Raw genomic sequence first — 26,268 nt, 5'->3', positions numbered from 1 at the left:
ATGAACACGTCGCGGATGACGTCGACGTTCGGGAGGGTGCCGCCGGTGTTGGTGAACGCGCCGAGGAAGGTGCGGGTCAGCCGGTCGAGCTCGGCCTTGACGTCGGCGTCGACACCGCCGGCCGTGATCCCGGCGTCGGGGCCGCCGGCCGTGACGGCGGCGTCCGGACCGCCGGCCGTGACAGCGGTGTCCGGGCCGCCAACCGTGTCGGCGGCGTTCGGGCCGCCGGGCCGAGCCGCGGCCCCGGCCCCGGCCGGCGGCGTCGCGGTGTCCGGCCCGGCCCCGGCCCACTCGGTGGCCAGCACCGCCCAGATCTGCTGGTCGCGCCGGACCCCGTCGGCCCCGGGATGGAACTGCCGCAGCGTGCCGTCGAGGCTCATCCCCAGCCGCCGGGCGACGGCGATGCTGCGCGCGTTCTCCGGCAGCGTGCGCCACTCCGCGCGGCTCAGCCCGCGCCCGAACGCCCAGTCGATCATCATCCGGATCACGGGCGTGACGAGCCCCCGGCCCTCGGCGGCCGGTTCGAGCCAGCAGCCGAGCTCGCACACGCCCGTGGCCGCGTCCAGGCTGACGAACATGGTGCCGCCGACGAGGGTGCCGTCGCGCCAGATGCCGTAGATCCGTCGCCGGTCCGCGGCGCCCTCGTCGGCGTAGCGCTGGAGCACCGCCCGCGCGCCGGCGATGTCGGTCGCGACGAAGCCCGCCCCGACCCAGGGTGCGATATGGGTCCGGGCGCGGTCGAGGTGGGCCAGGAACTCCTCGGCGTGCCACGGCTCGAGCGCGCGCAGCTCGGCGTTGTCGCGCAGCGGGATGACGAACATCGGCCCTCCATTTACATAACAAGTGTTTCGCGAATGTATCCTGGCGGCATGCCACGCCACAAGGGAGATCACGACGCCCGCCGCCGGGACGTGTCGGCGGCCGTGTGGCGGGTGCTGGCCGCGCACGGGTTCGGCGGCCTGACGATGCGCGCGGTCGCCACCGAGATGGGCGCCACGACCGGCCTGCTCACGCACTACTTCCCCAGCAAGAAGGACCTGGTCGCCCACGCGTTGGCGCTGCTGGACGAGCACCGGGCGACCCGGCCGCGGCGTACCCCTCAGGAGGGTCTCGAAGGGTTCTCCGCGCTGCGCGCCGCGCTGCTGGACATCCTCCCGCTGACGCCCGACGCCGCCGCCGACAACCGGATCTGGGTCAGCTCCTGGGACACCGCGCTGGCCGATCCGGAGCTCGCGGCCGGGCACGCGGCCCGCTACGCCCGGTCGCGCGAGCGCCTCGGTCTGCTCGTCCGGGCGGCGCAGGCGCGGGGGGAGCTGTCGCCGGGCGACCCGGCCGAGCTCGCGGCGGACATCCAGTCGTTCGTTCTGGGGCTCATCGTGCAGGTGCTGCTCGGCGGCGCGGACGACTACCCGCCGGAACGACAGATCCGACTTCTCGACGGGTACCTGGCGCGGCTGACCCCCGCGCGGAACGCCGGATAGGCAAGGCACCCTCAGTCGGCGTCGTCTCGGCCCGCTCGGCGATCGAGGAGACCGCCCTCTGGGTCGCCCCTGCCGTGGTCACCGCCTACGACTGGTCGACCGTGCCCGCCCTCGCCGCCGTCGGCAACGGGGCCGGCGCGGTCGTCAACGCGCTCGTCGGGGCCCACCCGGGCCTGCGCGCGACGATCGCCGGCCTGCCCTCCGCCCTGGACGCGGTGCGGATCCACGCCCTGGTCCCCGGGTCGGCCGGCCGGGTGGAACTGACCCCGTGCGGCGGACTGACCCCGCCGGCCGGCGCGGGGCCGGGCCGCGCGGCGTCAGCAGTGGCAGAGCACCTGGATCATCAGCACGTCGTCGTCCAGCGCCTCGAGGTACGCGGCGACGCTCCGCAGGTGGGCGTCGCCCGTGCCCTGGTCGTCCTGGTCGCCGTCGATCCACGTCCCGTCGGTGGTCAACAGAGCCCACGTCGCGACGGCGTAGTCCGCTGCCAGATCGAACTGCTGCTGCCCGCCGCAGGCGAAGTAGGCGACCGGGTCGCTGCCCAGACACCACATGCCGACGTTCGGATAGCGGCTCGTCACGGTGTGGTCGGCCAGGGCCTGGTTCAGCGGCTGTTCCCGGTGGTCGATCCGCGCCTGCTCCAGCGGGTACCGTCGGGGGTCAGCCTCGTGCCGGTCCTGGAACCATGCCCACGGTCGCGCCGGTGGATGGTCGGCGACGGCCCGCTCCCAGTCCGCGAACGCGGCGTCCCACTCCTCGCGGACGATCCGCGCCGCCCGTTCCCGGGTCGCGTCGAGGTCCAGCAGACCCCTCGGCCCGCCGTCGCACCCGGCCGACGGCGGCTCCGGCGGTGCCTCGCCCCGCTCGACGCCCTGGTGGACCAGCCGGGCGTCGCCGATGTGTCCGGCCTTCACCAGGAGGCGCTCACGGCCCGCGCGGACGGTCCACCAGTCCCAGTGGCCTTGTTCGTTCCACTCGCCGGGCCGGTTCATGTCAAAGGGGGCCAGGGCCGCCGTCAGCGCGGCCACCACGTCCGCCGGTTCGGTCGGCGGCAGGCAGACCGTGACCCGGAACGTGGCCATGAGGACCCCCTGGTGTGTTCGACAACGTCAGGCGGTATCCCACCAGGCCCCGACCGTTGCCGCTACCGGATTAGGCCGACGGCTTCCCGCGCCACCTTCTCGTCGTACGGCCGCCCCAGCTCCCGCGCCAGCCCGATCGTCCGCTCCAGCAGCCCCAACGCCTCCTCGCGGCGCCCCGCCACCCGGCAGGTCTCGGCGTAGCTGTGCAGCACGTTCATCTCCAACTGCACCTCGGCCAGCGGCTCCAGCAGCTCGGAGGCGCGCCGGTGTTCTGCGAGGGCCTCCTCGTACGCACCCGTGATCCGCAGCGCGACGCCGAGGTAGTTGTGGCACCACGCCTGGTTGTGCGCGAGGTTGTTCCGCTCGGCCAGCTCCAACGCCTCCCGGATCAGGCGCAACGCCTCCGCCGGTTCATCCGGGGCCAGGGCGAGGCCGAGGGTGACGAGTCCGGTGATCCGGGCGGGCCCGTCGGCCAGGGCCAGGGACGCGCGGGCGAGGTCGACGGCCTCGCCGGGCCGCCCGAGGTGCAGGGTCACCCAGGCCTCGAACGCCAGCGCCTGGGACCGTCCGGCGGGCCGGCCGAGCTTCCCGAACAGCGCGCCCGCCCACCGGAACCGCTCCCGGGCGGCCTCCAGGTCGCCGAGATCCCGGAGCGCGAAACCGGTCCGCAGCGCGAGGCCCGCCGCGAGCTCGTCGTCGTCCGGGCCGGACCGCGCGGCCCGTTCGTAGGCGGCGAGGGCCTCGGTGAGGCGGCCGGCGGCGGCGTGGGCGAAGCCGAGGTCCGCGAGGAGCGACGCCCGCTCCCGGTCGCGGCCGAGACGCCCGGCCGCGGCCGCCGCGGCCTCGAGGAGCCGGGCTTGGTCGTCGGTGCCCCGGTGCCGGAAGAACCAGACCCGCATGGCCTGTGGCAGGGCGGCCACGATCTCGTCCGCGCCGAGGCGTACGGCGGCGTCGAAGCAGGCGACCAGGTTGACGTACTCGAGGTCGAACCAGGCCATCGCCGCCGCCGGATCGCCCGGCGCGGGCCGGGGGCGGTGCGGGGAGGGCAGGGTCGCGTCGTGGGCGACGGCCCGCGCCAGGTAGTGGTCCAGGACCCGGCGCAGGGCGGCCCCGGCCCGCGGCTCCTCCTCGGCGGCGAGGTCGGCCGCGTACCGCCGGATCAGGTCGTGCATCCGGTACCGGCCCGGGGCCGGCTCCTGCACCAGGTGCGCGTCGACGAGTTCCTCCAGCACCTGGTCGGGCGCGGTGTCGGCGAGCGCGCCCGCCGCGGCCGCGTCGAAGTCGGTGCCGGGCAGCACGCCCAGGAGCCGGAACATCCGGCGCTGGTCGGTGTCGAGCTGCTGGTACGACATGCCGAACACGGCGTCGAACCGGCCGGCGTTGTCCCGGAGCCGTTCGGCCAGCACCGCCACCGTCCAACCGGGGCGGTGCCGGAGCCGCGCGCCGGCCATCCGCAGGGCGAGGGGGAGTCCGCCGCACTGCCGCAGTACCTGGCTGACCGCGTCCTTCCCGGTGAGGGTGAGCCCGGCGGCCCGGCCGAACAGGCGCTCCGCGTCCCCGTCGGCCAGCGGTTCCAGGGACACCGGGGGCACCCCGTCGAGGCTGACGAGCCGGTGCCGGCTGGTGACCAAGACGGCGGACCTTCCCGCGCCCGGCAGCAGCGGGCGCACCTGTTCGGCGTCGGCGGCGTTGTCGAGAACGACGAGGGCCCGGCGGCGGGACAGCTCCGACCGCCAGAGCGCCGCGCGTTCGGCCGCGCCGGCCGGCGGGTGCGCGATGTCCAGCGCGGCGAGCAGTCGGCCCAGTGCGGCCTGCGGCTCCAGGGGTTCCTGGCCGGGGGTGAAGCCGTGCAGGTCGAGGTAGAGCCCGCCGTCCGGGTACGCCGGGGCCAGCCGGTGGGCCAAGTGCACCGCGAGGCTGGTCTTGCCGACGCCGCCCATCCCGTCGACCGCGACCGCGCCGGCCGTGCGCAGCAGCTCCTCGACCAGCGCGGACTCAGCCTCCCGCCCGGTGAAGTCGAACAGGTCGGCGGGCAGGTCGTTGCGGCGCGGGGCGGGGGCCGCACCGGCCCTGGCGGCCTCGGCCCACACGGCGCGCAGCGGTCGGGGGTCGCGGCCCACGACCCGGCACAGCGCCACGACGGCCTCCCACGGCGGCACGAGCCGACCGGCCAGGTACCGCGACAGCGACGAGCTGCTCAGGCCCGCCCGGACGGCGAGGGCGCGCAGGCTGAGACCGCTCAGCTCCTTGATCCGGGAGAGCTGGCCGACCAGGTGGTCGTGGGGGCTGGACACGTGCAACACCGTACCCGTCCCGTTGCCCGATTTTTGTTCTGAGCCACGTCTGCCCTGGTGGAAGGGGTCGCGGGTGTCCCACGGTGTCCCACGGGCGGCGCGGGGACGGGGGCGTCGATGGTCGGATGACTCCTGTCAGCGACGCCCACGGAGGAGGACACGATGTCGACCGAGCGCATGCCGAACCCGGCGGTTCTGATCCCCGGGGCGATGGAGGCCCTGACGGGCGTCGAGCAGGCCATCGCCGGTACCGGGCTGGACGGCAGGCTGCTGGCGCTGAGCCACCTGCGGGCCAGCCAGATCAACGGCTGCGGCCCGTGCGTGGCCGGGGGCGCCGACCGGGCGGTCCGGCACGGCGCGACCGCCGAGCAGGTGCACGCCGTCGCCGCGTGGCGGGAGACGCCCTGGTTCAGCGGGCCGGAGCGGGCCGCGCTGGCCCTGACCGAGGCGGTGACCCGGCTCGCCGACAGCGCGGACCCGGTGCCGGACCACGTGTGGGACCTGGCCGCCAAGCACTTCGACCAGCGGGAACTGGCCGCGCTGCTGCTCAACATCGCGCTCACCAACGCCTACAACCGGCTCAACGCGCCGACCCGCCAGCAGGCCGGCTGTTCCTGATCCAGCTCCAACCACAAGATCAACAATGCCACAATCGGTGGGTACGCCCGCCGGGCAGTCCGTCCACTTTTCTGAGAGGAACCTAGTCATGGCGACCACCAAGAAGGCCAGCACGACGACCGGCGAGAAGTACGACGGCTTCACCGAGGAGGAGCGCGCCGCGATGAAGGAGCGCGCCAAGGAACTGAAGGCGGGCGCCAAGCGCGTCAAGGTCGACCCGGAGGTCGAGGTGCTCGCGAAGATCGCCGAGATGTCGGACGCCGACCGCGCGCTCGCCGAGGGGCTGCACGCCCTGATCAAGGCCCACGCGCCGGTCCTCACGGCGAAGCTGTGGTACGGCATGCCCGCCTACGCCCGCGACGGCAGGATCGTGTGCCACTTCGTGGCCGCCGGGAAGTTCAAGACCCGGTACGCGACGTTCGCCTTCAGCGACGAGGCCAACCTGGACGACGGCACCCTGTGGCCGAACTCGTTCGCGCTGACCGAACTGACCCCCGCCGCCGGGAAGCGGATCGCCGCGCTCCTGGAACAGGCCGTGAGCTGAACTCCCCGGGCGGCCCCCAGCGGAATGTCGGACGCGCCCACGCCGACACCCCGCTGGGGGCCGCGGTCCGTTCCCGGTCGGCCCCGGGCCCGACGGGGCGCGGGAGCACGGCACCTGACGTGCCGCCGGAGCGTCCTCGGGTGCCACGGGCCCGGTGCCCGGTCATGCCGCCGGCGGTGTTTTCGGGGAGTCGGAGGTCCGACACCCGGCTGTGTCCACGGGCGGCGCGGGCGACCCGCGTGGGAGACTGGTAGCCCACGTCGCGAAGGTCATCTCCAGACGATGTCACCGATTCTCCCCACCCTCGCCGACCGCCTGTACGCCCTGCGTCGGCAACGCGGTTGGAGCCAACGGAAACTGGCTGCCAGGGCCCAGATCAGCAACGCCACCGTGTCGCGGATCGAGTCCGGCACCGGGCACGGCGTCAGCCTCACCATCGTGACGATGCTGGCCAGGGCCCTGGAGTGCGAGGTCTCCGTCCTCCTCCTCGGCGGCCCGCCGACCCGTCAGGCGGTCAACGACCTGGCCCACCAGGTGTACCGGTCCCTGCTCCCCCTGACCGCCCCCCACCGGGCCGCCACCCCGTACCCGCAGTTCGCCGCCGACCTGGCCGCGCTCCGCACCGCCCGGGTGGCCTGCGACTTCGTCCAGGTCCTGGCCGTCGCGCCGCCGGTCCTGCGCGCGCTGTCCGTGCGGGACCGTCCCGACGACACCACCCACGCGTGCTACGACGTCGCGCTGGCGCTGCGCATGCTCGGCCACCTCAGCACGGCGTTCATCGCCCTGAACATCGCCCAACAGGCGGCGGACCTGGCCGTGGCGACCGCCGCGCTGTCGCCTGTCGTGACGGCCCTGCGGGGTGTCTTCGCCCTGGAGGACGAGGAGCCCGCCACCGCCCTGGCCCTGGTCGAGCACGCCCGCCCGGCCCCCGTCGACGGTCCGGCGGCGGCGGCCGGCCACGCCACCCTCGCGCTCATCGAGGGACTCGCCCACGCCCACACCCGCCGGTCCGACGGCAGCGACCAGGTCCACCGGGCCCGGCGGCTCCTGGCGCGGTCCGCCGGCACGGCCGACCTCCTCGGTACCGGCATCTTCCGTCCTTCCGATCTGGACCTGTGGCACATGAAGATCGCCGTCGCCCGCCGGGACTTCCACAGCGCGCACGCCCTCGCCGGCACCCCGCCGCCGGAACCGTTCACGGCACTGCTCTGGCAGCTCAACATGTGCACCGTCAACCTCCGGCTCAACGAGGTCGACCACGCCGCCAGCGCCCTCCTCGCGGCCCGCGACCTCGCGCCGCAGCTGCTCCCGGGCCGCCCGGAGACGGCGGGCTCCGCGGACGCGCTGCTCAGGAAACGCCTCAGGCCGCAGGTACTGCTCCAGCTGCGCGCCATCCGGGAGGACGCCTCCGCCTACGCGTCCCGCTGAGCCGGCGTCAGCGGCCCGGTGCGGCGGCCCGGCCGGTCGCGCACTCGGCGACCGGGTGCGCAGGGTCTCAGCGGCCGGGTGCGGTGGACAAGGCCAGGTCGGCGAGGTCGGCGGCGTGACAGGGCCAGCGCACCCCGCACCGGACACACGAGGAGGTCTCCTCACCCCGGTGGTGGTCGTCCAGCACCGCCCGGGCGAGGGCGACGAGCTGGGCCCAGGCGACCCGGTCGGCGGGATCCGGCAGCAGCCTCATCCCGTCCCGCCCCGCACCCGGGCCCCGTCAGCGGCGTCGAGCGAAACGTCGGCGGGGCCCACCGGCCCGACACCGGAACCGAAGAGCTCGTCGGCGAGGCTCAACGGCGCGGCACCGGATGCGAGAGGCTCGACGCCGGAGTCGAAGGGCACGGCACCCGAACCCGCGTGGGCGGGGTCGGGGAGCGCGGCGACGGCGCCGGAGGGCTCGACGGCCACACCACCGGTGCCGAGGGGACCGGCGACGTGACCCGGCGACGCACCCGCGGACCTGCCCCGGTCCGTGGCGTGGGGAGCCACGGCGGCCCTGCGGCGTCCCGACCGCCTGCTGTCGGAGTCCTTCCACGCCGCGTCGATCGCGGTGATCAGCTCCTCCGCCGCGGTCGGTGGGCGTTCGTCCGGTCCGCGCACCGCACCCTCCCCGTGGCTCCCTGTGGTCGCTCCCGCGAAACACGCTACGTTCGCGCCGCGCCGCCGGACAGGGGTGACACCCGCCGTCCGGCGGATCCGTGTTCCACATTTGCAACACCCGGATCCGCATAGAACGGCCGCGGGGGAGCGCTCCACGGAACCCGGGCGGGCCCCCGGGGAAACCCATGGAACAACGCAGATGGGTACGGCCCGGCGCCGGGCGGGGTCCGATGCCGGCGGCGACGTTGCCCACCCGGCGCCGGGCCGGAGGGCTCAGTTCACTCGGCGGTGAGTTCGGCCAACTGCTCGGCGGCCGTGGTGTCGCCCGCGTCGGCGAGCCTGCGCAGTTCGGCCATGTCGCCGAGTTCGGTCGCCACCTCGATCAGCTGGTCGGCGGCGGTCCGGTTGCCGTCGTCGGCGAGCCGCCGCAGCTCGGCCATGTCGCCCAGCTCCCCGGCGAGTTCGATCAGCTGGTCGGTCGCGGTGGCGTTGCCGCCGTCGGACAGGCGGCGCAGTTCGGCCATGTCGCCGCGCTCGCCGGCGAGTTCGATGAGCTCGTCCAGCGCGTCCGGGTCGCCGTCGTCGGCGCGTCGGCGCAGGTCGGCCAGTTCGGAGTCGGTCATGGTCTGCGGCCTCCCGGTGGGGCTCCGTCGGGCGGCCACACCCGCGCCGCACGACGACGTCCAGGCGTCGGAGAAGGTTCCCCGACCTCCGTGAACCTACGCCACGCCGCCGTGGGCCGCGGCGATACGCGGCCATGTCGCGGCCCGCCGCGCGGGGCCGGGGCGGGCGGAACCGGCCGCGCCCCGTGCGGCGGACCAGGGCGGCTGACCCGCGCCGGCCAGGCCGGGAGTGGCCGCCCCGCGCCGGCCAGGCCGAGGGTGGGGCCGGCGCGGGGCGGGCAGGCCAGGGGTGGCCGGCCCGCGCCGGCCCAGGGCGGCGGTCCACCCGGCACGCGGGGCCGGCCGCCGGCCCCGCCGGCCCCGGTCAGACCCGCAGCACCCGCACGTCGTCCACCCCGGCCTCCAGCAGCGACCCGGGATCGGTGTCGGCGGCCTCGACCAGGATCCGGATGCTCTGCCCGGCGTACGCGGACAGGTCCACGGACTCCACGGTCCACGCGGCCCCGACCTGGCTGGCCGCGCCGACCCGGGTGAACACGGTCGTGGTGCCGCCGGAGTGCACGACCCGGACCCGCAGGTAGTCGGCGCCCGACGCGTTGTTCAGGTGCGCCAGGTAGCAGGCGAAGCTCAGGGTGTACGAGGACCCCGCCGCCAACGCGATCGCCGGCGACCGGACGCTGGTCACGCCGCCGTCGAGGTCGTTGGCCCCGACCGAGGACCCGGCGAGCGCCCCGGTGACCAGGTCGTACGAGCCCGACGGGGTGGTGCCCTCCTGGATCGTCCCGCCGCTGGTCGTGGTCTCCGGGTTGCCCCGCTCGAACCGGCCGGCGGTGGCGGTGTCGGTGCCGTCGGGGTCGACCTGCCAGCCCCGGTCGGTCTCGAAGTCGTCGCCGAAGACCACGGTGCCCGGGTTCAGGCCCACCACGGGCACGGTCAGCGAGCTGTACGCGGGGGCGAGCCGCAGTCCGGTGCCGCCGAGCGGGCGGAGCGTGAAGTCGTAGTCGGTGGAGATCACGACGAGCCCGATCCGCCGGCCGGCCGCGAACACGTGGTCCTTGGGCTGCATGTCGAACCGGAGCGTGTACTCCGTGCCCTGCGTCAACGGCGTCGTGACGTCCGCGCCGGTCCGGTTCTGCGGGTCGAGCCAGCCCCGGGTGACGATGACCGGCGTGCCGGTGCCGTAGTCGACGAGCAGCGCGGTCAGGTTCGCGTCGGGCCGGTTGGTCACGGCCGCCTGCAACGACACCCTCGGCGTGCCCGACAGCCGCACGGCGGAGGCCAGCGGGGCGGTCCGGTAGACGAGCCGGTTGGGGTTGGCCGTGTCGGGGTTCGCGACCAGGGTCGCCGGGGTCTTCGTCCGGCCCTCGTCGGTGAACGCCTGCCGGGTCTCGCTGGGCACTGGGGCGGTCGCCAGTTCACCGGTCGCGGTCAGGTTCAGGGTGACGTCCCGGGCGGCGGGGTCCGGCCAGTTCGCGTACTGCTTCCACGTGCCGTCCGCGTACTGCACGTCCGCCGTCGGCTCGTCCATGATCCCGTTGTTCACACCCTTGAGCCAGTACTCGAACCACCGGCCCAGGGTCGCCTGGTAGTCGGTCCGGGAGGGCGCGCCGTGCCCGCCGCGGTGCAGCCAGATCTTGCGGGGCACGTTGTTGCGGGCCAGGGCGTCCCACCACGACGAGTACTGCTTGCCCTTCACGTTCCAGTCGCCCTGCCCGTGCATGACGAACACGGAGGCCTTCACCCCGGACGCCAGCCGGGTGTAGTCCCGGTCCCGCCAGAACTGCTGGTAGTCGCCGGTGGTCCGGTCCTGCTGGCCGGTCAGGGTCGCGATCTCGTCCGCGCACCCGGGGCGCTGCACGACGGCCTTGGCGAGGATGTCGGCGTCCTCGCCCTGGTACCCGCCGGGCGCGACGACGAGGCCGTTGGCGCGGTAGTAGTCGTACCAGCTGGAGATGGCCGAGATCGGCACGATGGTCTTCAGCCCGTCCACGCCGGTGGTGGCGGCCATGTTCGGCAGGGTGCCGTTGTAGGAGATGCCGGTCATCCCGACCTTGCCGGTGCTCCAGGAGGCGGTGACCAGCGCTCCGGTGGGGGAGTAGCCCTTGGCCCGGCCGTTGAGCCAGTCGATGACGGCCGTGGTGGACAGGGTCTCGGCGGCGTCCCCGCTGGTCGGGCAGCCGTCGGAGGAGCCGGTGCCGATGCTGTGCCCGAGGACGACGGCGTAACCCTTGGGCACGAAGTACTCGTCGTACCAGCCGGGCAGGTCCGGCATGGCCTTCAGGACGGTCGGCCCGTCGCCGGTACCCCCCTGGAGCTGGTTCTCCTGCGGCAACCGGTCGACGTTGACGTTGTGGTTGGTGACCGCGTTGAGTCCGGTGCGGTAGGGGCTGTGCTCGAAGATGACGGGCACCGGGCCGCCGCTGGCGGGGCGGGCGATGTCGAGGGCGACCCGGTCCTTCCTCCCGTCGTGGTCGGAGTCGACGGTGGTCTCCACATAGACCCGTTCCTCGAGGGCGGCGAGCGAGGGGGAGGCGGCGGCGGGGGCGGCCGGCGCCAACAGGCCGGCGAGGAGGGTCGCGGTGGCGACGGCTCTGATCCACATGAGAGCAGGATGCCGCCGGCCGACCGAAGAAGATATAGATGCCCATAGATTGGCACGTTAGCTTAAATCGGGCATCGCAGCGCCCGGCGGGCTTAGGCGCGCACGTCCGCGTCGGCGTCCCGGACCTCGCGCGCGCCGTCGCCGGTCGCCAGGACCGCGCCGGCCACGTCGGCGAGCCGGACGAACCCGCGCACCGCCTGGATCCGGACCCGCTGTTCGGGGGGACAGCCGGGCGGCGGCCGATCCGTTAGCGTGGATGCCATGATCGTCGAGCCGTTCGACCCGCACACCGCTCCCGGATCCGACTTCGATGCCCACTACCGGCTGCGCGCCGCGACCGTGGCCACCGACGCCCCCCAGTTCCCCCCGCCCGCCCGGCCCGCCGTCGACGCGATGCTGCGCGACCAGCCCTCGTGGCCCGGTCGCTACCGGTTCTGGGCGGCGCGCGAGGACGGCGAGCTCGTCGGGCTGTCCTGGCTGGGCGAGCTCGAGGCCCCCAACGACGGACTGGCCGCGATCTGCGTCAACGTGCACCCCGCCCACCGTGGCCGGGGCGTCGGGTCCGCCCTCCTCGCGCCCCCGGTGCGGTCCGCCGGGTCCCTCGGCCGCACCCGCCTGCTGACCCCGTGCGTGACCGAGTCCGGCCCCGGCCCGGCGTGGGCGGAGCGGCGCGGCTTCGAGCGGGTCTACCGCCACCACGTCCAGCTGTTGGAGCTCGACGGACCGCGCGAGGTGACCGTGCCGGCCGCCGGGTACCGCCTGGAGACCTGGACCGGCCACGCCCCCGACGAGTTGCTGGAGTCCTACGCCCGGGCCCGGCGGGCGATCGACGACGCCCCGTTCCACCAGATGAGCTACCGGCCGCCGCGCTGGACGGGTGAGCGGGTCCGTGATCACGAGGCCGCCCGGCGCGAGGCGGGTCTGGCGCACCTGGTGGTGGCGGCGGTGCACGAGGCCACCGGCCAGGTTGCCGGCCACACCGTCGTCAACATCCGGGCCGGTGTCCCGACCGCGTACCAGGACGACACCGCCGTGCTGGCCGACCACCGGGGCCACGGCCTCGGCATGGCGATGAAGACGGCGATGCTCGCCCGGATCGCCGCCGGGCACCCGGAGGTGGAGCGGATCCACACCGCCAACGCGAACGACAACGGCGCGATGCTGCGGATCAACCGGGAACTGGGGTTCCAGACCCGCGCCGTGCACCTGAACTTCGAGGCGGACGCCGACGCGGTGGCGCTGGGCGGCTGACGGGCGGGGCCCCGCCGTGCTCGGCGGGGCCCCACTGTCGTGTCCGGACGGTGGTCGGGCCCCGGGTTGTCCGCGGGCGGCGCCGATCGTCCGGAACTCCCTAGAAGGTGACCTGCTCCATCGCGACGACCCGACCGCCCCACGGGCAGTACCGGTTGCCGCTCAGGGTGCCGTCCTCGACGTCCTGCGGGCTGCCGTCGCAGATCTCCATGGAGATGTCCACGAAGTTCACGTCGTGGCTGTCCAGGTGCCAGCTGTAGCCCTCGTTGTACTCGGGGCCGGTGCGCAGGATCGCGCCGTTGACGTGCTTGTTGCTGGTGTTGTTCAGCGACGCGAACGCCTCGGTGATGTCGGTCTGCTCGCTCAGGTGCACCTTGAAGGACCAGGTGCCGTTCGAGATGGTCGCGACATAGTGGTTGATGGTGATGTCGGCGGAGGCCGGCGCTGTCAGCCCGAGCACTCCGAACGCGGCGGCCGCCACGACCGCGACGACGGCTCTCTTCGCTGAGAACATGAAAAACTCCCCGATAGTACGACCCGGGCCCGATCGCCGGGATTGGATCCACTGTAGATCGACGGGCCGGACAAGATCGACGGCTCGGTGTGCCGGATGTGGGCCGAATTCCCGACGGTCGGGGGCGGGCGGCCGGCGTACCCCTCGGGTAGGGTCGTTCTTCGCCCGTGGGCGATCCCGCGTCGTGGTCCGGGGCGGGGCGGCCGGACGGCGGTCCCGCGACGACGACCAGGGAGGATTCGGGCGCATGTGGTTTCGGCGGGACCCGCCCTCGCGGCTGGTGACGTTCGGCGGGATGGTGGCGATCCAGCTGGTGGCGATGACGCTGCCGGTCATCGGGGCCAGCACCCCGTTCCCGCTGGACACCCAGTTCACGGTGTGGCTGACGACCTACATCGGCGCCCTGACCCTCTCCCTCACCCTGTTCGGCGCGACGGCCAGGGCCGGCTGGCTGGTCGGCGTGTGGGTGCTGGCCTTCTTCCTGTTCGTGGTCCCGGCCCTCGCGGTGCCGGAGTCCGTGCTCGCCGCCCGGGGCGTCACGGTCGACGCGACCGTGGTCGCCGAGCGCAAGGAACACGGCAAGGGGCAGGACCGGGTGCTCACCCTCGCCGACGGCGAGGGCCGGCGGATCCCGGGCCACGCGCAGGTGGGCGGGCGCCATCCGGTGGGCGGCACGATCGTGGTGGTGGTGGATCCGGAAGGACTGTTCCACCCGGTCCCGGTGGAGGTCGTCGAGGAGGAGGGCGGAATCTCGCCCTGGGCCTGGACCTATCCGCTCCCGTTCGTGGCCGTGCTGTTCGCGCTCAGCTGGTTCGCCGCGAAGCCCCTGCCTCCGGAACCCTCGTATCCGACCCGGCCGCCGCCTCCGCCGCCACCGCGTCGACCGCGCCGGAGACGCCGGGGCGGGCGCGGGCAGTGACCCGGGACGCCGGGCGGGGCCGCGCACGGCGGAGCCCCGCCCCGGCATGACCGCCGGGACGGGGCTCCGCATCGGGTCAGGTCACCGGTCCCGCAGGCCCGGCACCTCGATCACGATCAGCTCGGTGTCGTCCGCCCGGCCCGGGATCCGCCCGTCGTTGCCGGGGAAGTTGTTGTCGTTGGCGACGAGCACCCGGTCCCCGCCCAGCGGCAGGACGGTCTCCACCGACTGGAGCGGGAAGGAGAACAGCGGGCCGACGCCGTACTCGCCCGGCCGGGCCGGTCCCGACAGTTCGCGCGGGTCGGCGATCCGCATCAGGTCCACGGCGGTGCGCCGGGTCAGGTACCCGTCGGGGCCGACCTGGTCGAGGTCCGTGACCACCAGCTTCTTGATCCGCGAGGCGCGGCCCATCTCGTTGTCGCGCTCGATGAACACGAGGCGGCGGCCGTCGAGCACCGCGGCGTCGCCCACGACCAGCTCGGGGCTGTCCACCCGCAACGACCAGGTCCGCGACGTGTACGCGTTGGCCTTCACGTCGAACTCGTAGACGATCCGCCGGCGCTGGTCGGGGTCGTCGGTCTTCGGGCCCTCCAGGATCGGGTACAGGGTCCAGCCGTCGGCGCTGACCGCCAGGGCCTCGAAGCCCCGGCTGCCCCGCACGGTCGGCTCCTCGCCCGGCTTCAGGTCCGGGGACTGCGGGGACTTGCCACCGTCGGGCAGCGGGATCGGCGCCTGGAGCACCTTGCCGTTCGGGTCGGTGCGGAGCAGGTACGGGCCGAACTCCTCGCCCAGCCACAGGTCGCCGCGCGCGTCGCGGGCCATGGACTCGATGTCGAAGTCCGCGCCGGTGAGCAGCCGGTCGGGGCGGGTCAGCGGGAACGGCACCATGTGGTCGGGGTCTGCGAAGCTGATGAACCCGTTGACCTTCACCTCGTGCTGGTGGTAGCGCGGGGTGATGTCGTACGCGCGGAGCAGGAAGTCCGCCGAGTTGCCCTTGGAGCCGAACCCGTTGTCGGGCATGGCCAGCAGCCGGCCGTCCTTACCCTGGAGCACGGCGGAGAAGCCGGGGATCGGCTGGCCGGGGAACGGCGCGCTGATCCCGTTGACCGGGGCGGTGGACAGCTGGGTGCCGGAGACCGGACCCGGCTGGTACGCGGTGGCCGGCAGGATCGCCCGGGACAGCAGCCGGGCCTCGGCGCGCAGCTTGACGCTGAGCGTGTAGGTCCGGGTGATCTGGGTGGCGCTGCCGTTGTCGTCGGAGATCAGGTGCAGGGCGCGCCGGCCGTCGGGCAGCTCCGCGCCGAGGGCCATGCCCTCCACGTTGTCCAGCAGCGGGTTCGGCTGGGGCTGCTTCGCGGTCGCGCCGGAGGCCGGGCAGGCGCCCAGGTCGAACAGCAGCTGCTTGCCGAGGAAGGCCCGCGGGTCGTTCAGGGTGCCGAGCGAGGCGGTGTCGGTGACGTCGGGGACGCCGGTCGCGGACACCCGGTACACCCGGACGGTGTTGCCGACGCCCGGGGTGAACCCGCGCTCCAGGGCCAGCAGCTGGTCGTCCCCGAGGGCCGTGAGCTCGACGAGGCCGAGGCCGGCGTCGGGCTGGTAGGCGTACTGGCCGACGAGCTGGGAGTCGCGGTAGTGCAGGACGCGGTTGCGGCCGGGGCCGTCGGCGGCGAGGGCGCCCTCCATGCCGGCGTACAGGTCGCGGCCGTTCGGGCTCAGGGTCAGCGCCTCGAACGTCTGGTTGCGGACGGCGTCCCCGGCGGGGGCGACCCGGAACCGGGCCGGCACGGGCAGCTCGTCGACCTGCCGGCCGTCGCGCAGCCGGAACCGGCGGATCGACGGCTCGGTCTCGGAGCTGGCCCACGCGTAGCGCGCGCTGGCCTCCACGACCAGGCCCTCGCCGTCGAAGTCCGCCCCGGTGTAGGGGGTGCCGTCGGGGCGGGTCAGCGTGATGACGTCCTTCACGCTCGCCGAGTGCGCGGTGAGGTCCAGCTCGTACATGCGGGCCGGGGAGGTGCCGATGTTGTCGACCAGTGCGAACGGGCGCTCGCCGGGCCGGTTGAACGCCACCGCGGACAGGCCGGCGACGGCCGTACCCTCGAAGGTGGTCTTGTCGAGCTGGTCGGAGAAACCGAGCAGCGCGGCGTCTGCGGAGCAGGCCGCGCCGTTCGCGGGTGGCGGCTGGCTGGCGGCCGGCGAACCGGCGGCGAGCAGGGCCAGCGTCGCCGCGGCCGCCGTGATGGTGAGCGCGCGCACGTGCAACCTCCGGAAGTCGGGTACGGATGACCCGATCCAAGACCACCCGGCCGAACAGCAGGTGAACTCCGCGCCATAACCGGGGACCGCCGGATGATCATCAGCCGCCGATCGGCGCGGTTCGACGCGATCCCGCCACGTGCTCGACCAGCGCGGTGAGCACGGCGGCGGCGTGTGCCTCGTGGGCGAAGGCCCCGGTCCCGTCGAGCCGCCGCTGGATGACCCGGCTGGCCTGGTACGGGGAGTGCCGCCGGTCGCACGGCGCGTCGGGCGCGCACAACGGGTGCGTGACCAGTTCGTCGCGGGCCGCCCAGAGGTGGTCGGCGAGGTCGGGGGCCTCGGCGCGCAGGGCGGCGACGAACGCGGTCAGCCGGTTGCGGGTACCCACCGTGTCGTGCTCGTCGACGAGGCCCCGGAGCCGGGCGGCCATCCAGAGCTGATTCTCGGGGGCGGCCCGGTGCACCAGGTCGTGGGTCTGGGGGAGTACCCGCCACAGCCACCGGGCCGCCGGCAGCGCCTCGCCGACGGCCCCGGACAGGCCCTCGTGGTCGTCGGAGCTGACCAGGCGGACCCCGGCGAGGCCGCGGTGCACGAGCCCGTCGAGGAACGGCTGCCAGGCCGGGGTGTCGTCCGGGTGGAACCGCAGGTCGAGGAGGTCGCCCCGGCCGTGCCGGTAGCCGACGGCCACCAGCGCCTGCACCCGGCCGCCCTCCCCGAGCGAGAGCGTGAACCGCCCCAACCACAGAAAGGGGTACGGGCCCAGGTTCGGCCCGCCCGGCGCGTGCCCCGGCCGGACGGCTGCGGTGCGCCGGCGGCGGAGCCAGCCGTACCCGAGCGCGGCCAGCCCGGCGAGCAGCCAGACGCCGAGGACGACGGTGGTGGGGCTCCACATCCGGTACAGGAGGTAGACCGTGACGGCCGCGCCGCCGACCGGGGCGAGCAGGCGCGGCAGCGCGGCCCGGCGGTGCGTGCGGACGAGGTGCACCGCCCAGCACACGTGGACGAGCAGGAACATGCCCAGCGCGGCGTCGAACACCGTGTCGGTGAGGTACGCGCCCACCTCGGGGCCGAACGCCATCAGGCCGACGCCCGACGCGGAGACAGCGGCGCCGACGACGGTCGCGGTGGCGGGCACCCCGCGCCGGGGGCTCAGCCGCGCCAGGCGGCCGGGCAGGTGCCCGTCGCGCGCCATCGCGTACAGGATCCGGGCGGCGGAGGCCTGCACCGGGACCCCCGCCATGCCCATCGCGAGGGACAGGGCCACCGCGCAGGCCACCGCGACGAGGGGGCCGCCGAAGCCGGTCGCGATGTCCAGGAGGGCCGTGCCGGCCGGATCGCCCTCGGCGAGCAGGCGCCCGCTGGTCTCCGGGTCCACGAACAGCGTGAACACCCAGCTCTGCACGACGAAGACCGCGGCGGCGGCGAGCGCGGCGAACACGATCGCGCGGGCGGTCCTGGCCGTGCCGTCCCGGCTCTCCTCGGCGAGCGTGGCCACGCCGTCGAACCCGACGAAGCCGAAGACCGCCAGCGCCAGGGAACCGGTCACCGTGCCCGCGGTGAAGGTCGCCGGGTCGTACAGCGGGGTGAGCCGCAGCCCCTGGTTGACGCCCATGGCCAGGGTGAGCACCCCGAACAGCAGGACGACGGCGAGAATGAACAGCTCCACCGCCAGCAGCACCCGGATCACCCGCATCGTGACCCGGGTGCCCAGGCAGTTGACCGCCCCGCCGACCCCGACGAACACGACCGCCCACAGCCACCAGGGCACGGCGGGTACGAGACCCGCCAGGGTGTACCCGGTCACCACGCACGCCAGCGTCGGCGCGCCGAGGTAGCACAGCAGGGTCACCCAGCCGCCGAGGAACCCGACCGGCCGGCCGATCAGCGCGGTGCCGAAGTGGTACACGGAACCGGCGGAGGGCGCGGCGCGGGTCAGGGCCGCATACCCGTACGCGGTGACGACGGCCACCGCCGCCCCGGCCAGGTACCCGAGGGCGATCATGCCGCCGCTGACCTGGTACATCTGCCCGAACGCCCCGAACGGGGCCAGCGGCACCATCGCCACCAGCCCGAACATCACCATGTCCGCCCCGGACAGTGAACGGCGCAGGCGGGTGCGGGTCGCCATCGGTGGACTCCTGGGTGTAGTTGTGCCACGGCGCGGCCACGGCTCCCCGGGGGCGCAACCGGACGTGCCGGACCGCAGGGTGAAGTATCGGGAACGATCGGTTAAGTGCTCCTGTGTGTTTCCATAAGGGATTTAAGACCGGTACGACGCCCGCTCCGCGTCGGACGTGCCGGCGGCCGGTTCGACGAACCGCGCGACGGTCACGCACCACATGGGGCGTCCGGTCCGGCTCGCCGTGACATATGACGCACACGTACCGGCCCACCCGGGCGGACCATCTTTTGTAGCCTGAGCACGCGGTGGGTCCGCCACGGAGCGGCCACCGCGTGACTCGTATCTGAGCGCGACCCGGGGGCGGTGCGATCTTCCCTGGCCGCGCTGGCCCCGGAGGAGATGACTGTGAGTAAGCGAAGCCCGGTGCACGTCGCTGTGACCGGCGCGGCCGGCCAGGTGGGATATGCCCTGCTGTTCCGGATCGCGGCGGGCGAGGTGTTCGGGCCCGAAGTCCCGGTGGTGCTCCGGCTGTTGGAGATCACCCCCGCGCTGGGCGCGCTGGAGGGCGTGGCCATGGAGCTCAGCGACGGGGCGTTCCCGCTGCTGTCCGACGTGGTGGTCACCGACGACGCCGACCGGGGATTCGAGAGCGCCTCCTGGGCCCTCCTGCTCGGCGCGTCGCCGCGCAGGGAGGGCATGGAGCGGGGGGACCTCCTCACGGCGAACGGCGCGCTGTTCGGCCCCCAGGGGCGGGCCATCAACCGGGGCGCGGCCCGGGACGTGCGGGTGCTGGTGGTGGGCAACCCGTGCAACACGAACGCGATGATCGCGGCGGCCAACGCCCCGGACGTGCCGGCCGACCGCTGGTTCGCGATGACGCGCCTGGACGAGAACCGGGCGAAGTCCCAGCTCGCGGCCCGCGCGGGCGTGCCGGTCGGCGAGGTGAGCAACCTGGCGATCTGGGGCAACCACTCGGCGACGCAGTACCCGGACTTCGCCAACGCCCGGATCGGCGGTGAGCCGGCGACGGAGGTGATCGGCGACGACGCGTGGCTGGACGGGGAGTTCATCCACTCGGTACAGACCCGGGGCGCGGCCATCATCAGGGCGCGCGGGCTGTCGTCGGCGGCGTCGGCGGCGAACGCCGTGATCGACAACGTCCGTTCCCTGAACGCGGGCACTCCGGCCGGCGACTGGACCTCGGTCGCCGTCGCCAGCCGCGGTGAGTACGGCGTCCCGGAGGGGCTGTTCTTCAGCTACCCGGTGAACGCGCGGGCGGACGGCACGTGGAGCGTCCAGGAAGGTCTCCAGCACGGGGACCGCGCCACCGGGCGGCTCCGGACCACGATCGCCGAGCTGGAGGAAGAGCGCGAGGCGGTCCGGCACCTGCTCGGCTGACATCCGGCGGCCCGCCCCCGTCGCCGGGTGACCGCCGACGGAGGGCGGTCCGCCGCGTCCGCCGGCGGCGTGGGCGACGAGGCGTGCGTCGCGACCGGGGTCGGCCGCGAGTAGCTCCGGCGGGTGCCCGCCGCAGGGTGGGACTCCCCGCCCGGGGACTCCGGTCGGCCGGGCGGAGCCGGCGGACGGGAGCAGCGCCGCCGGCCTCCGCCCCTCCGACTAGCAGCGCTCGTCGGTCCGCGCGGAGGTCACGCCCTCCCACCAGCCGCCCGCGTGCGTGCACGCGGTCAGCGTGTTCGAGCCCCAGGACCACACCTCGACCGGCCGGCCCGAGGCGCAGTTGCCGTCGGTGAACCGGTTGTTCGCGAAGATGGCGGTGCAGATCTCCCACGAGCTGTGGCTGTTGCGGTAGCTGGTCCACACGTACGCGTAGGCGTAGTTCTTGCCGCAGCCCTTGAACTGCTTGACCGACGCGAACGGCGAGCCGCCGATGTACGCGACGCCCGTCGTACCGATCTGGGTGACGCTGGAACAGCCCGAGGGGCCGGCGCTGGCCGGGCCGGTGACGCCGAACACCGCGGCGGCCGTGAGCGTGACGAGCGCGCCGATCCTTGCGAGGGTCTTCAAAACAGGATCCTTCCCCAGTGGATGAGTCGACACGCGAAAGGTGCCGACCGGCAGGGTACACAAGTTGATCAAGGAGAGCGGAGCGGCCCCGCGCGCCGGTGATCATGGACCCGCGCGTACGCGTACCCGTCGAGGTTTTCGGGGTCGGGGGTTCAGCGCTCCGCCCCGACGAGCTCGCGCCGCCCGGCCGGCGCGCGCCGCCTCCGCCGGGCCAGCGCGAACCGGACCAGCTCCGTGACCGCCGTGATCGAGACCGCGATCCCCAGCCCGAGCAGCAGCCCCAGCAGCGGATCCTGCTCGAACGCGAGCCCGCCGAAGTACCCGATCAGGGTCGAGTAGACCGCCCACGACAGGGCCGCGAACGCGTCGTAGAACGCGAACCTGCGCAGCGGGAAGCCCATCGAGCCCATCGTGAGCGTGACCGCCGTGCGCCCGCCCGGGATGTAGCGCGCGACCACCAGGATCATCCCGCCCCGGACGTCGATCGCCTCCCGTGCCCTGGTCAGGGCCCGGTGCCGCCGGGTGTCCGGCTTGACCCGGCTCAGCATCCTGGCGCCGAAGGTGCGGCCGATGGCGTAGGAGACGTGGTCGCCCAGGAACGCGCCGACGGCGGCGACCGCGATGACGCCGTAGAGGTTCGGGGAACCGGTGGCCGCGAAGACGCCGGCGGTGATGACGGCGGTCTCGCCGGGGACGACGGGGAAGAAGCCGTCGAGGAACGCGAGCGCGAAGAGGGCGACGTAGATCCACGGGGAACCCATGACCTGGTGCAGCAGGTCGGTGATCTCGTTCATGATCGTGAGCCTGCCGGGGCGGGGACCCTAGGCGCATCGGTGGGCGGCGGGGGCGAAGCCCTGAAAAGAGTCAGGGACAACCCCTAGACACGGGTACGGCTACGGGGCGCCACTGTGGAGCTGGTAGGCGTCAGGCCGCCGGCCCGGGAGAGAACTCGAGGGGGCGGCCAGGTGGTAGGCGGCTCAGTCGGCGGCGGGACGAGGCGCACCGTCCCGTCGCCGACCAGCGCGGGATCAGACCGTCCAGAGCAGGCAGAACGGGTGACCGGCGGGATCCGCGTACACCCGCCAGTTCTCGCCTTCGCCCGGTAGCTTGGTCGCGCCGAGTTCCAGTACCCGGCGCTCGCCCTCTTCGATGTCCGAGGTCATGATGTCCAGGTGCAACTGCTGCGGGTGCGCCGGATCCGGCCACCGGGGCGCGGTGTAGTCGGCCACAGGCTGGAAGAGGATCTCGCCCATGGGGGCCGGCTCCGCCGTACCGATCATGGCCATCTTGTCCTGTAGGTATTTGACCTGGTATCCGAGCAGCGCAGCGTAGAACGCCGACAGCGGCTCACCGTCAGGACAGTCGATGTTGACCGCGAACGTCCTGATCGGCTCGGTCTGCTCGTTGGCGCACAGGCAGAACGGGTGCCCGGCCGGGTCGGCCAGCACGTTCCAGGTGGCGCCGCCGCCGATCCTGCGCGCGCCGAGCTTCTCCGCCTCCGCCGTGGCCGCGGCCAGGTCGGCCACCTGGAAGTCCAGGTGCATCTGCTGCGGGTGCCCCTGGTCGGGCCACCGCGGCGCGACGTGGTCGGGGGCGGCCTGGAAGCCGAGCCGCCAACCGTCGCCGGTGAACGCCGTCACCCACTCGTCGTCGGCGTAGCGCTCGTCGCCGCCGGTCAGGGCGACGTAGAACCGGGCCAGGCCCCGGTGGTCCCGCGCGTCGAACACCACGGTCTTCAACTGAAAACTGCTAGCACCTGCCATACCGAGTGATCCTGCCACCGACCACCGACACAAACAGCCGACTTCCGCCACGGTCCCGTCACCGTCCGATCCCGGTTGGCCCGCGGCGGGGTGCCGGCGAGCCGTTCCTCAGCTCTGGCGCCACCGCGCGACGGTGGGTGCCTCGCGCCGCCACCCGACAACTCGGCCACGCCACCACCCCGGCCTCCCGCTCAGCCGGTCGGGCCGCCGGGCTGGTCGTGGGTGGAGCAGTGGATGCCCCCGCCCCCGGACGCGATCGCGTCGATCTTCAGCTGCACGATCTCCCGGTCCGGGAAATGGTCCCGCAGGATCTGCTTGGCCCGGTCGTCGGCGGCCGCGTCCCCGAAGCCGGGCAGGAAGACGGCCTTGTTGGCGACGTAGAAGTTGACGTAGGAGGACACGAACTCCTCGCCCTGCCCGGTGATCCGGTCGGGGTCCGGCTGCGGCAGGTCGATGACCTCGATGCCCTTGCCGCGCGCGTCCGTGGCGTCCCGCAGGACACCCCTGGCCTGGTCGATGGAGCGGGACCACACGTCCGGGGGCGAGTCGGGGGCGGGCTTGTCGAGGAGGACGACCCCGGGGGCGACGTAGCGGACCAGGGTGTCGACGTGCGCGTCGGTGATGTCCTGGCCGCGGACGCCCGCGAGCCAGATCACCTTCCGGACGCCCAGGGCCGCGACGAGGTCCGTCTCGATCTGCTGGCGGGACCTGCCCCGGTTGCGGTTGTCGTTGACCACGGAACTCTCGGTGACCAGGAGCGTGCCCTGGCCGTCGGTCTCGAACGAGCCGCCCTCGGCCACGACGGGGGTCTCGACCCGCCCGATGCCGTACTTCGCGAGGACGGCGCGCGCCACGTGGCCGTCGTTGGCGTGCTGCTGTTTGCCGCCCCAGCCGCTGAAGTTGACGTCGACGCCCAGAACCTTGCCGGCGTCCTCGACGAACACCGGCACCGTGTCCCGGGTCCACAGGTCGTCGACCGGGATCGCGACGACCTCCACGTCCGCACCGCACGCGCGCCGGGCCTCGTCCTCCTGGCCGGGGCGGGCGAGGAGGACCACCGGTTCGTAGCGGGCGACGGCGCGGGCGATCCCGGCGATGTCCTGGCGCACGGCCCCGAGCTGTCCGCCCCAGATGCCGGTGGAGGCGGGCCAGGCCATGAAGGTGCGCGCGTGCGGCTCCCATTCGGCGCCGAACCGCCGGCCCGAGGGGGTGCCGCCGCCGGTGGACGGTGCGGGGTCGGGCCCGTCCGCGTCGTCGGGCGACGAGCAGGCCGCCGCGCCGAGCGCCACCGCGCCGGCCCCCGCCAGGGAGCGCAGCACCGTCCGACGGGACACCATAAAACCTGACATATGGGGTACTCCGGGATGAGAATGGTTCATTGATCACGGTACCGAAGAGGATTCGCCCTTCGTGGTCGATCGCGCGCACCGCTAGGGGAGCGGCTCCTGCATCGTCGAGCAGTGGATCCCGCCGCCACCGGACATCAGCCGGTCCACGTCGAGCTGGACGACCTCCCGCCCGGGGTACGCCGCCGCCAGGGCCGCCCGCGCCGCCGCGTCCTTCGCCCGGTCCCCGAACTGGGCGGTGAGCACGGCGCCGTTGACCACGTGGAAGTTGAGGTAGGAGTCCACGAACGTGTCCTTCCTGGACCGCACGGTGTCGGGCCCCTCGACGGTGATCACGCGCAGTCGGCGGCCCCGGGCGTCGGCGGCGGCCCGGTCGTCGATGGCGCACATGACCACGGGCTCGTACCGGCGGGGGGAGTCGTGGGTTCCGGTCAGGGGCGTCTCCAGGTCCAGGAGCCGTGCGGACACGGCGGTGAGCGGGCGTTACCTGTTCATCGTCCGCCGCCGGAGCGGCCCCTGGCACTGTCTTTCGTCTACGGACCATGGCCGATAGTCACTAGCGGCACCCACCGCCACCGGCACCCGGAATTCGCCACCGCCGGTCCCCAGATGGCGTCGAAAGCCACCGTCGCCAGCCCTCGGCCCCGACCGGCCATCCCTCGGTTCCCGGCCCAGCCCGGCTGCCCGGCCCCCCGAAGCCTCTAGGGCTTCCCGAGCGAGTCCAGCCAGCGGAGCAGCCGGTCACCCTCGCGGTCCATGACCCCCGGATCCCGCAGCGCGTTGGCCAGCAGCGACATGCCCTGGTACCCGGCCACGAGCGTGAGGGCGAGCCCGTCCGGATCGGCCAGTCCCAGCGCCCGGAACTGAGATGCCGCCCAGTCGAGGAGCCGCCGGATCACCACCGCGGCCTCGGCGTCGAGGGTGCCGTCCGCGCGCTTGTCGAGTTCGGCGGCCAGGGTGCCGGTCGGGCAGCCGTACCGGGCGGCGAGGTCGCGCTGACCCACCCAGGCCTCCACGAGCGCCTTGAGGCGGTCGAGCGGATCGGGCACCTGGTCGAGCCGGCCGGTGAGTGCGTCCAGGTGCGCGGTGTGCTCGGACAGCGCGGCGCGGACCAGGTCGTCCTTGGTCTTGAAGTAGTAGTACACATTCCCGACGGGTACCTCTGCCACACTGGCGATGTCGGCGAGCGTGGTGCGCTCGACGCCCCGTTCGTGCAGGACCTGGGCCGCCGCGGCGGTGAGCCGGCGGCGTTTGTCGGCCGCCCGGACCGCCCGCGTCGGTACTGAGTTAGTCACCCAACCAACTATAGACAAGCCGCGGGGGAGCTGTGCTACCTTCTTCCAAGTCAGCCAACTAACTAACTTGGGGTTCACGATGATCGTAGTAACGGGTGCCACCGGCAACATCGGTCGGACGCTGGTGCCGCTGCTGGCCGGGGCGGGCGAGCAGGTCGTGGCGGTCTCGCGCCGGCCACAGCCCGCGGGGGCCGGCGTCCGGCCCGCCGTCGCCGACCTCGGCTCCGCCGCGGACATGCGGCCGGTCCTCGACGGCGCCGACGCGCTCTTCCTCCTGCTGGGCGGCGAGCTCAACGGCCACGGCGAGCACCCCGCCGCCCTGCTGGACGCGGCGGTCGACGCCGGGGTCAAGCGGATCGTCCTGGTCTCCTCCCAGGTCAGCGCCACCCGCCCGGACGCGCCCTCGCACCACCGGCTCCGCCAGTTCGAGGCGGCGGTGCGCGCGTCCGGGGTGGACCACACGATCCTGCGCCCCGGCGGGTTCGCGTCCAACGCGTTCGCCTGGGCCGAGTCGGTCCGTACCCGACGCGTGGTTCTCGCCCCGTTCGCGGACGTGGCCCTGCCCGTCGTCGACCCGGCCGACATCGCCGAGGTCGCCGCCGCCGCGCTGACCGGCCCCGGCCACGCCGGCCGCGTCTACGAGTTGACCGGCCCGGAGGCGATCAGCCCACGCCGGCAGGCCGAGGTGCTCGCCGGGGCGCTGGGGGAGGAGGTGGCCTTCGTGGAGCTGTCCCGCGCCGAGGCCCGCGCGCACCTGGCGCGGTTCATGCCCGAGGAGGTCATCGGCGGCACCCTCGACGTCCTCGGCGTCCCGCTGCCGGCCGAGCAGGTCGTCAGCCCCGACGTGGCCGCCGTCCTCGGCCGCCCGGCCAGCCCGTTCGCCGACTGGGTCACGCGCAACCTGCCGGCCTTCCGGTGACCGCGCGGGAAGAGCGCAACACCAGAGGACCCACCAGCGGGGTACCGGACGGGGCGCGCCGGCAGCGCGGGTCTGGAGCCGATCTGGAGCCCGGCTGGAGGCGCCCCGGCCAGGCTCGGACCTCCACCCCCACGGAGGACGGAGCGACACGATGGAGCTTCCCACCAGGCGCTGGCTGCTGACCCGGGCCGCGCTCACCGCCGCGACGATCGCCGCCCTCCCCCTCGGAGCCGCACCCGCCGCGGCGACCGGGGTCGTACCCGGTGCCCGAGCCGCGGCCCTCCCCGTGGTCGACATGGAACTCGTCCTCCTCGCCGCCCAGCTCGACCCGCCCAAGCCGGACACCGGCCTCACCCCGGGCGCCAAGGCCCACGTGCTCGCCGTCGAGCAGGCCCTCAACAGCAGGGGCCTGCTCGCGGCGTCCGCCGTGGACGGCCACTTCGGCTCCTCGACGGTCTCGGCGTACGCCGCCTGGCAGCGCCACCTCGGCTACTCCGGGATCGACGCGTACGGCTACGAGGACGTG

General features: G+C 73.9%; 25 protein-coding genes and 2 pseudogenes. 10 read left to right on the top strand and 17 right to left on the bottom strand.

What is annotated here, in order from left to right; genetic code table 11:
* Positions 1-287: 287 nt before the first annotated feature.
* Positions 288-821: pseudogene (locus PT931_RS06425) on the bottom strand (GNAT family N-acetyltransferase); the annotation flags it as partial.
* A gap of 48 nt (positions 822-869) precedes the next feature.
* On the opposite strand from PT931_RS06425, the gene PT931_RS06420 reads away from it, so the two are divergent.
* Positions 870-1,481, top strand: a complete 612-nt coding sequence (locus PT931_RS06420) for a TetR/AcrR family transcriptional regulator (protein ID WP_456244760.1) — start codon at positions 870-872, stop codon at positions 1,479-1,481.
* Positions 1,478-1,729, top strand: a pseudogene (locus PT931_RS06415) (methyltransferase); the annotation flags it as partial. The gene PT931_RS06420 and the pseudogene PT931_RS06415, both read left to right, overlap by 4 nt.
* Positions 1,730-1,798: 69 nt before the next feature.
* Here PT931_RS06415 and PT931_RS06410 read toward each other — a convergent pair.
* Together PT931_RS06410 and PT931_RS06405 are read right to left on the bottom strand one after the other, a co-directional pair.
* A complete protein-coding gene (locus tag PT931_RS06410) occupies positions 1,799-2,563 on the bottom strand; it encodes a hypothetical protein (RefSeq protein WP_456244759.1) in 765 nt (254 codons plus the stop codon).
* Positions 2,564-2,625: 62 nt separating this feature from the next.
* The gene (locus tag PT931_RS06405) at positions 2,626-4,857 is read right to left on the bottom strand and encodes an ATP-binding protein (protein ID WP_456244758.1); all 2,232 of its coding nucleotides are present in this window, start codon (positions 4,855-4,857) and stop codon (positions 2,626-2,628) included.
* Between the two features lie 162 nt (positions 4,858-5,019).
* Here PT931_RS06405 and PT931_RS06400 point away from each other — a divergent pair, with 162 nt between their 5' ends.
* From PT931_RS06400 to PT931_RS06390, 3 genes are all read left to right on the top strand, one after another.
* Positions 5,020-5,475, top strand: a complete 456-nt coding sequence (locus PT931_RS06400; RefSeq protein ID WP_456244757.1) for a carboxymuconolactone decarboxylase family protein — start codon at positions 5,020-5,022, stop codon at positions 5,473-5,475.
* A gap of 88 nt (positions 5,476-5,563) precedes the next feature.
* Positions 5,564-6,019, top strand: coding sequence for an iron chaperone (locus PT931_RS06395; protein WP_456244756.1), 456 nt, complete (start codon positions 5,564-5,566; stop codon positions 6,017-6,019).
* A gap of 282 nt (positions 6,020-6,301) precedes the next feature.
* The gene (locus PT931_RS06390; RefSeq protein WP_456244755.1) at positions 6,302-7,447 is read left to right on the top strand and encodes a helix-turn-helix domain-containing protein; all 1,146 of its coding nucleotides are present in this window, start codon (positions 6,302-6,304) and stop codon (positions 7,445-7,447) included.
* Between the two features lie 67 nt (positions 7,448-7,514).
* On the opposite strand, the gene PT931_RS06385 is transcribed toward PT931_RS06390, so the two are convergent.
* The 5 genes from PT931_RS06385 to PT931_RS06365 all read right to left on the bottom strand — a co-directional run bounded on the left by PT931_RS06385 (position 7,515) and on the right by PT931_RS06365 (position 11,598).
* Positions 7,515-7,700, bottom strand: coding sequence for a hypothetical protein (locus PT931_RS06385; RefSeq protein ID WP_456244754.1), 186 nt, complete (start codon positions 7,698-7,700; stop codon positions 7,515-7,517).
* Positions 7,697-8,110: a hypothetical protein gene (locus tag PT931_RS06380; protein ID WP_456244753.1), complete on the bottom strand. Its 414-nt coding sequence runs from the start codon at positions 8,108-8,110 to the stop codon at positions 7,697-7,699. Before PT931_RS06380 ends, PT931_RS06385 begins: the two co-directional genes overlap by 4 nt.
* Before the next feature lie 278 nt (positions 8,111-8,388).
* Positions 8,389-8,733 carry a hypothetical protein gene (locus tag PT931_RS06375; RefSeq protein WP_456244752.1) on the bottom strand — a complete coding sequence of 115 codons (345 nt, stop codon included), beginning with the start codon at positions 8,731-8,733 and terminating at the stop codon, positions 8,389-8,391.
* Positions 8,734-9,097: 364 nt separating this feature from the next.
* Entirely contained in the window at positions 9,098-11,335 is a 2,238-nt protein-coding gene (locus PT931_RS06370; RefSeq protein WP_456244751.1) for a Xaa-Pro dipeptidyl-peptidase, read from the bottom strand.
* 92 nt (positions 11,336-11,427) lie between these two features.
* Positions 11,428-11,598 carry a hypothetical protein gene (locus tag PT931_RS06365; protein ID WP_456244750.1) on the bottom strand — a complete coding sequence of 57 codons (171 nt, stop codon included), beginning with the start codon at positions 11,596-11,598 and terminating at the stop codon, positions 11,428-11,430.
* Between PT931_RS06365 and PT931_RS06360 the strand changes: the two genes are divergently transcribed.
* The gene (locus tag PT931_RS06360) at positions 11,597-12,586 is read left to right on the top strand and encodes a GNAT family N-acetyltransferase (protein WP_456244749.1); all 990 of its coding nucleotides are present in this window, start codon (positions 11,597-11,599) and stop codon (positions 12,584-12,586) included. The two genes, PT931_RS06365 and PT931_RS06360, sit on opposite strands and share 2 nt — an antisense overlap.
* 100 nt (positions 12,587-12,686) lie before the next feature.
* Here PT931_RS06360 and PT931_RS06355 read toward each other — a convergent pair whose 3' ends face one another.
* Entirely contained in the window at positions 12,687-13,100 is a 414-nt protein-coding gene (locus PT931_RS06355) for a BP74-related protein (RefSeq protein WP_456244748.1), read from the bottom strand.
* Between the two features lie 247 nt (positions 13,101-13,347).
* Between PT931_RS06355 and PT931_RS06350 the strand changes: the two genes are divergently transcribed.
* Entirely contained in the window at positions 13,348-14,019 is a 672-nt protein-coding gene (locus PT931_RS06350; RefSeq protein WP_456244747.1) for a hypothetical protein, read from the top strand.
* 81 nt (positions 14,020-14,100) lie between these two features.
* On the opposite strand, the gene PT931_RS06345 is transcribed toward PT931_RS06350, so the two are convergent.
* Both PT931_RS06345 and PT931_RS06340 read right to left on the bottom strand, forming a co-directional pair.
* Positions 14,101-16,272: an esterase-like activity of phytase family protein gene (locus PT931_RS06345; protein ID WP_456244746.1), complete on the bottom strand. Its 2,172-nt coding sequence runs from the start codon at positions 16,270-16,272 to the stop codon at positions 14,101-14,103.
* A 100-nt stretch (positions 16,273-16,372) separates the two neighbouring features.
* Complete coding sequence (locus PT931_RS06340; protein ID WP_456244745.1) at positions 16,373-18,400, bottom strand: amino acid permease; 2,028 nt, start codon at positions 18,398-18,400, stop codon at positions 16,373-16,375.
* Positions 18,401-18,799: 399 nt separating this feature from the next.
* Between PT931_RS06340 and PT931_RS06335 the strand changes: the two genes are divergently transcribed.
* The gene (locus PT931_RS06335; RefSeq protein ID WP_456244744.1) at positions 18,800-19,792 is read left to right on the top strand and encodes a malate dehydrogenase; all 993 of its coding nucleotides are present in this window, start codon (positions 18,800-18,802) and stop codon (positions 19,790-19,792) included.
* 219 nt (positions 19,793-20,011) lie between these two features.
* Here the strand turns inward: PT931_RS06335 and PT931_RS06330 are convergent, their stop codons facing one another.
* From PT931_RS06330 to PT931_RS06305, 6 genes are all read right to left on the bottom strand, one after another.
* Positions 20,012-20,419, bottom strand: a complete 408-nt coding sequence (locus PT931_RS06330; RefSeq protein WP_456244743.1) for a hypothetical protein — start codon at positions 20,417-20,419, stop codon at positions 20,012-20,014.
* Between the two features lie 152 nt (positions 20,420-20,571).
* Positions 20,572-21,213: a DedA family protein gene (locus PT931_RS06325; RefSeq protein ID WP_456244742.1), complete on the bottom strand. Its 642-nt coding sequence runs from the start codon at positions 21,211-21,213 to the stop codon at positions 20,572-20,574.
* Between the two features lie 234 nt (positions 21,214-21,447).
* Positions 21,448-22,149 carry a VOC family protein gene (locus PT931_RS06320; protein ID WP_456244857.1) on the bottom strand — a complete coding sequence of 234 codons (702 nt, stop codon included), beginning with the start codon at positions 22,147-22,149 and terminating at the stop codon, positions 21,448-21,450.
* A gap of 224 nt (positions 22,150-22,373) precedes the next feature.
* Positions 22,374-23,516: an agmatine deiminase family protein gene (locus PT931_RS06315; RefSeq protein WP_456244741.1), complete on the bottom strand. Its 1,143-nt coding sequence runs from the start codon at positions 23,514-23,516 to the stop codon at positions 22,374-22,376.
* Between the two features lie 96 nt (positions 23,517-23,612).
* The gene (locus PT931_RS06310) at positions 23,613-23,996 is read right to left on the bottom strand and encodes an agmatine deiminase family protein (protein ID WP_456244740.1); all 384 of its coding nucleotides are present in this window, start codon (positions 23,994-23,996) and stop codon (positions 23,613-23,615) included.
* Between the two features lie 233 nt (positions 23,997-24,229).
* Complete coding sequence (locus PT931_RS06305; RefSeq protein ID WP_456244739.1) at positions 24,230-24,823, bottom strand: TetR/AcrR family transcriptional regulator; 594 nt, start codon at positions 24,821-24,823, stop codon at positions 24,230-24,232.
* A gap of 79 nt (positions 24,824-24,902) precedes the next feature.
* Between PT931_RS06305 and PT931_RS06300 the strand changes: the two genes are divergently transcribed.
* Positions 24,903-25,742 carry an SDR family oxidoreductase gene (locus PT931_RS06300; protein ID WP_456244738.1) on the top strand — a complete coding sequence of 280 codons (840 nt, stop codon included), beginning with the start codon at positions 24,903-24,905 and terminating at the stop codon, positions 25,740-25,742.
* Positions 25,743-25,893: 151 nt separating this feature from the next.
* Positions 25,894-26,268 (top strand): peptidoglycan-binding domain-containing protein (locus tag PT931_RS06295; protein WP_456244737.1); only part of this gene is annotated, 375 nt, incomplete at its 3' end.

This window comes from Longispora urticae, from assembly GCF_053902585.1.
Note: the sequence above shows the minus strand (reverse complement) of the source record. Positions and strands in the feature narration are given on the sequence as shown.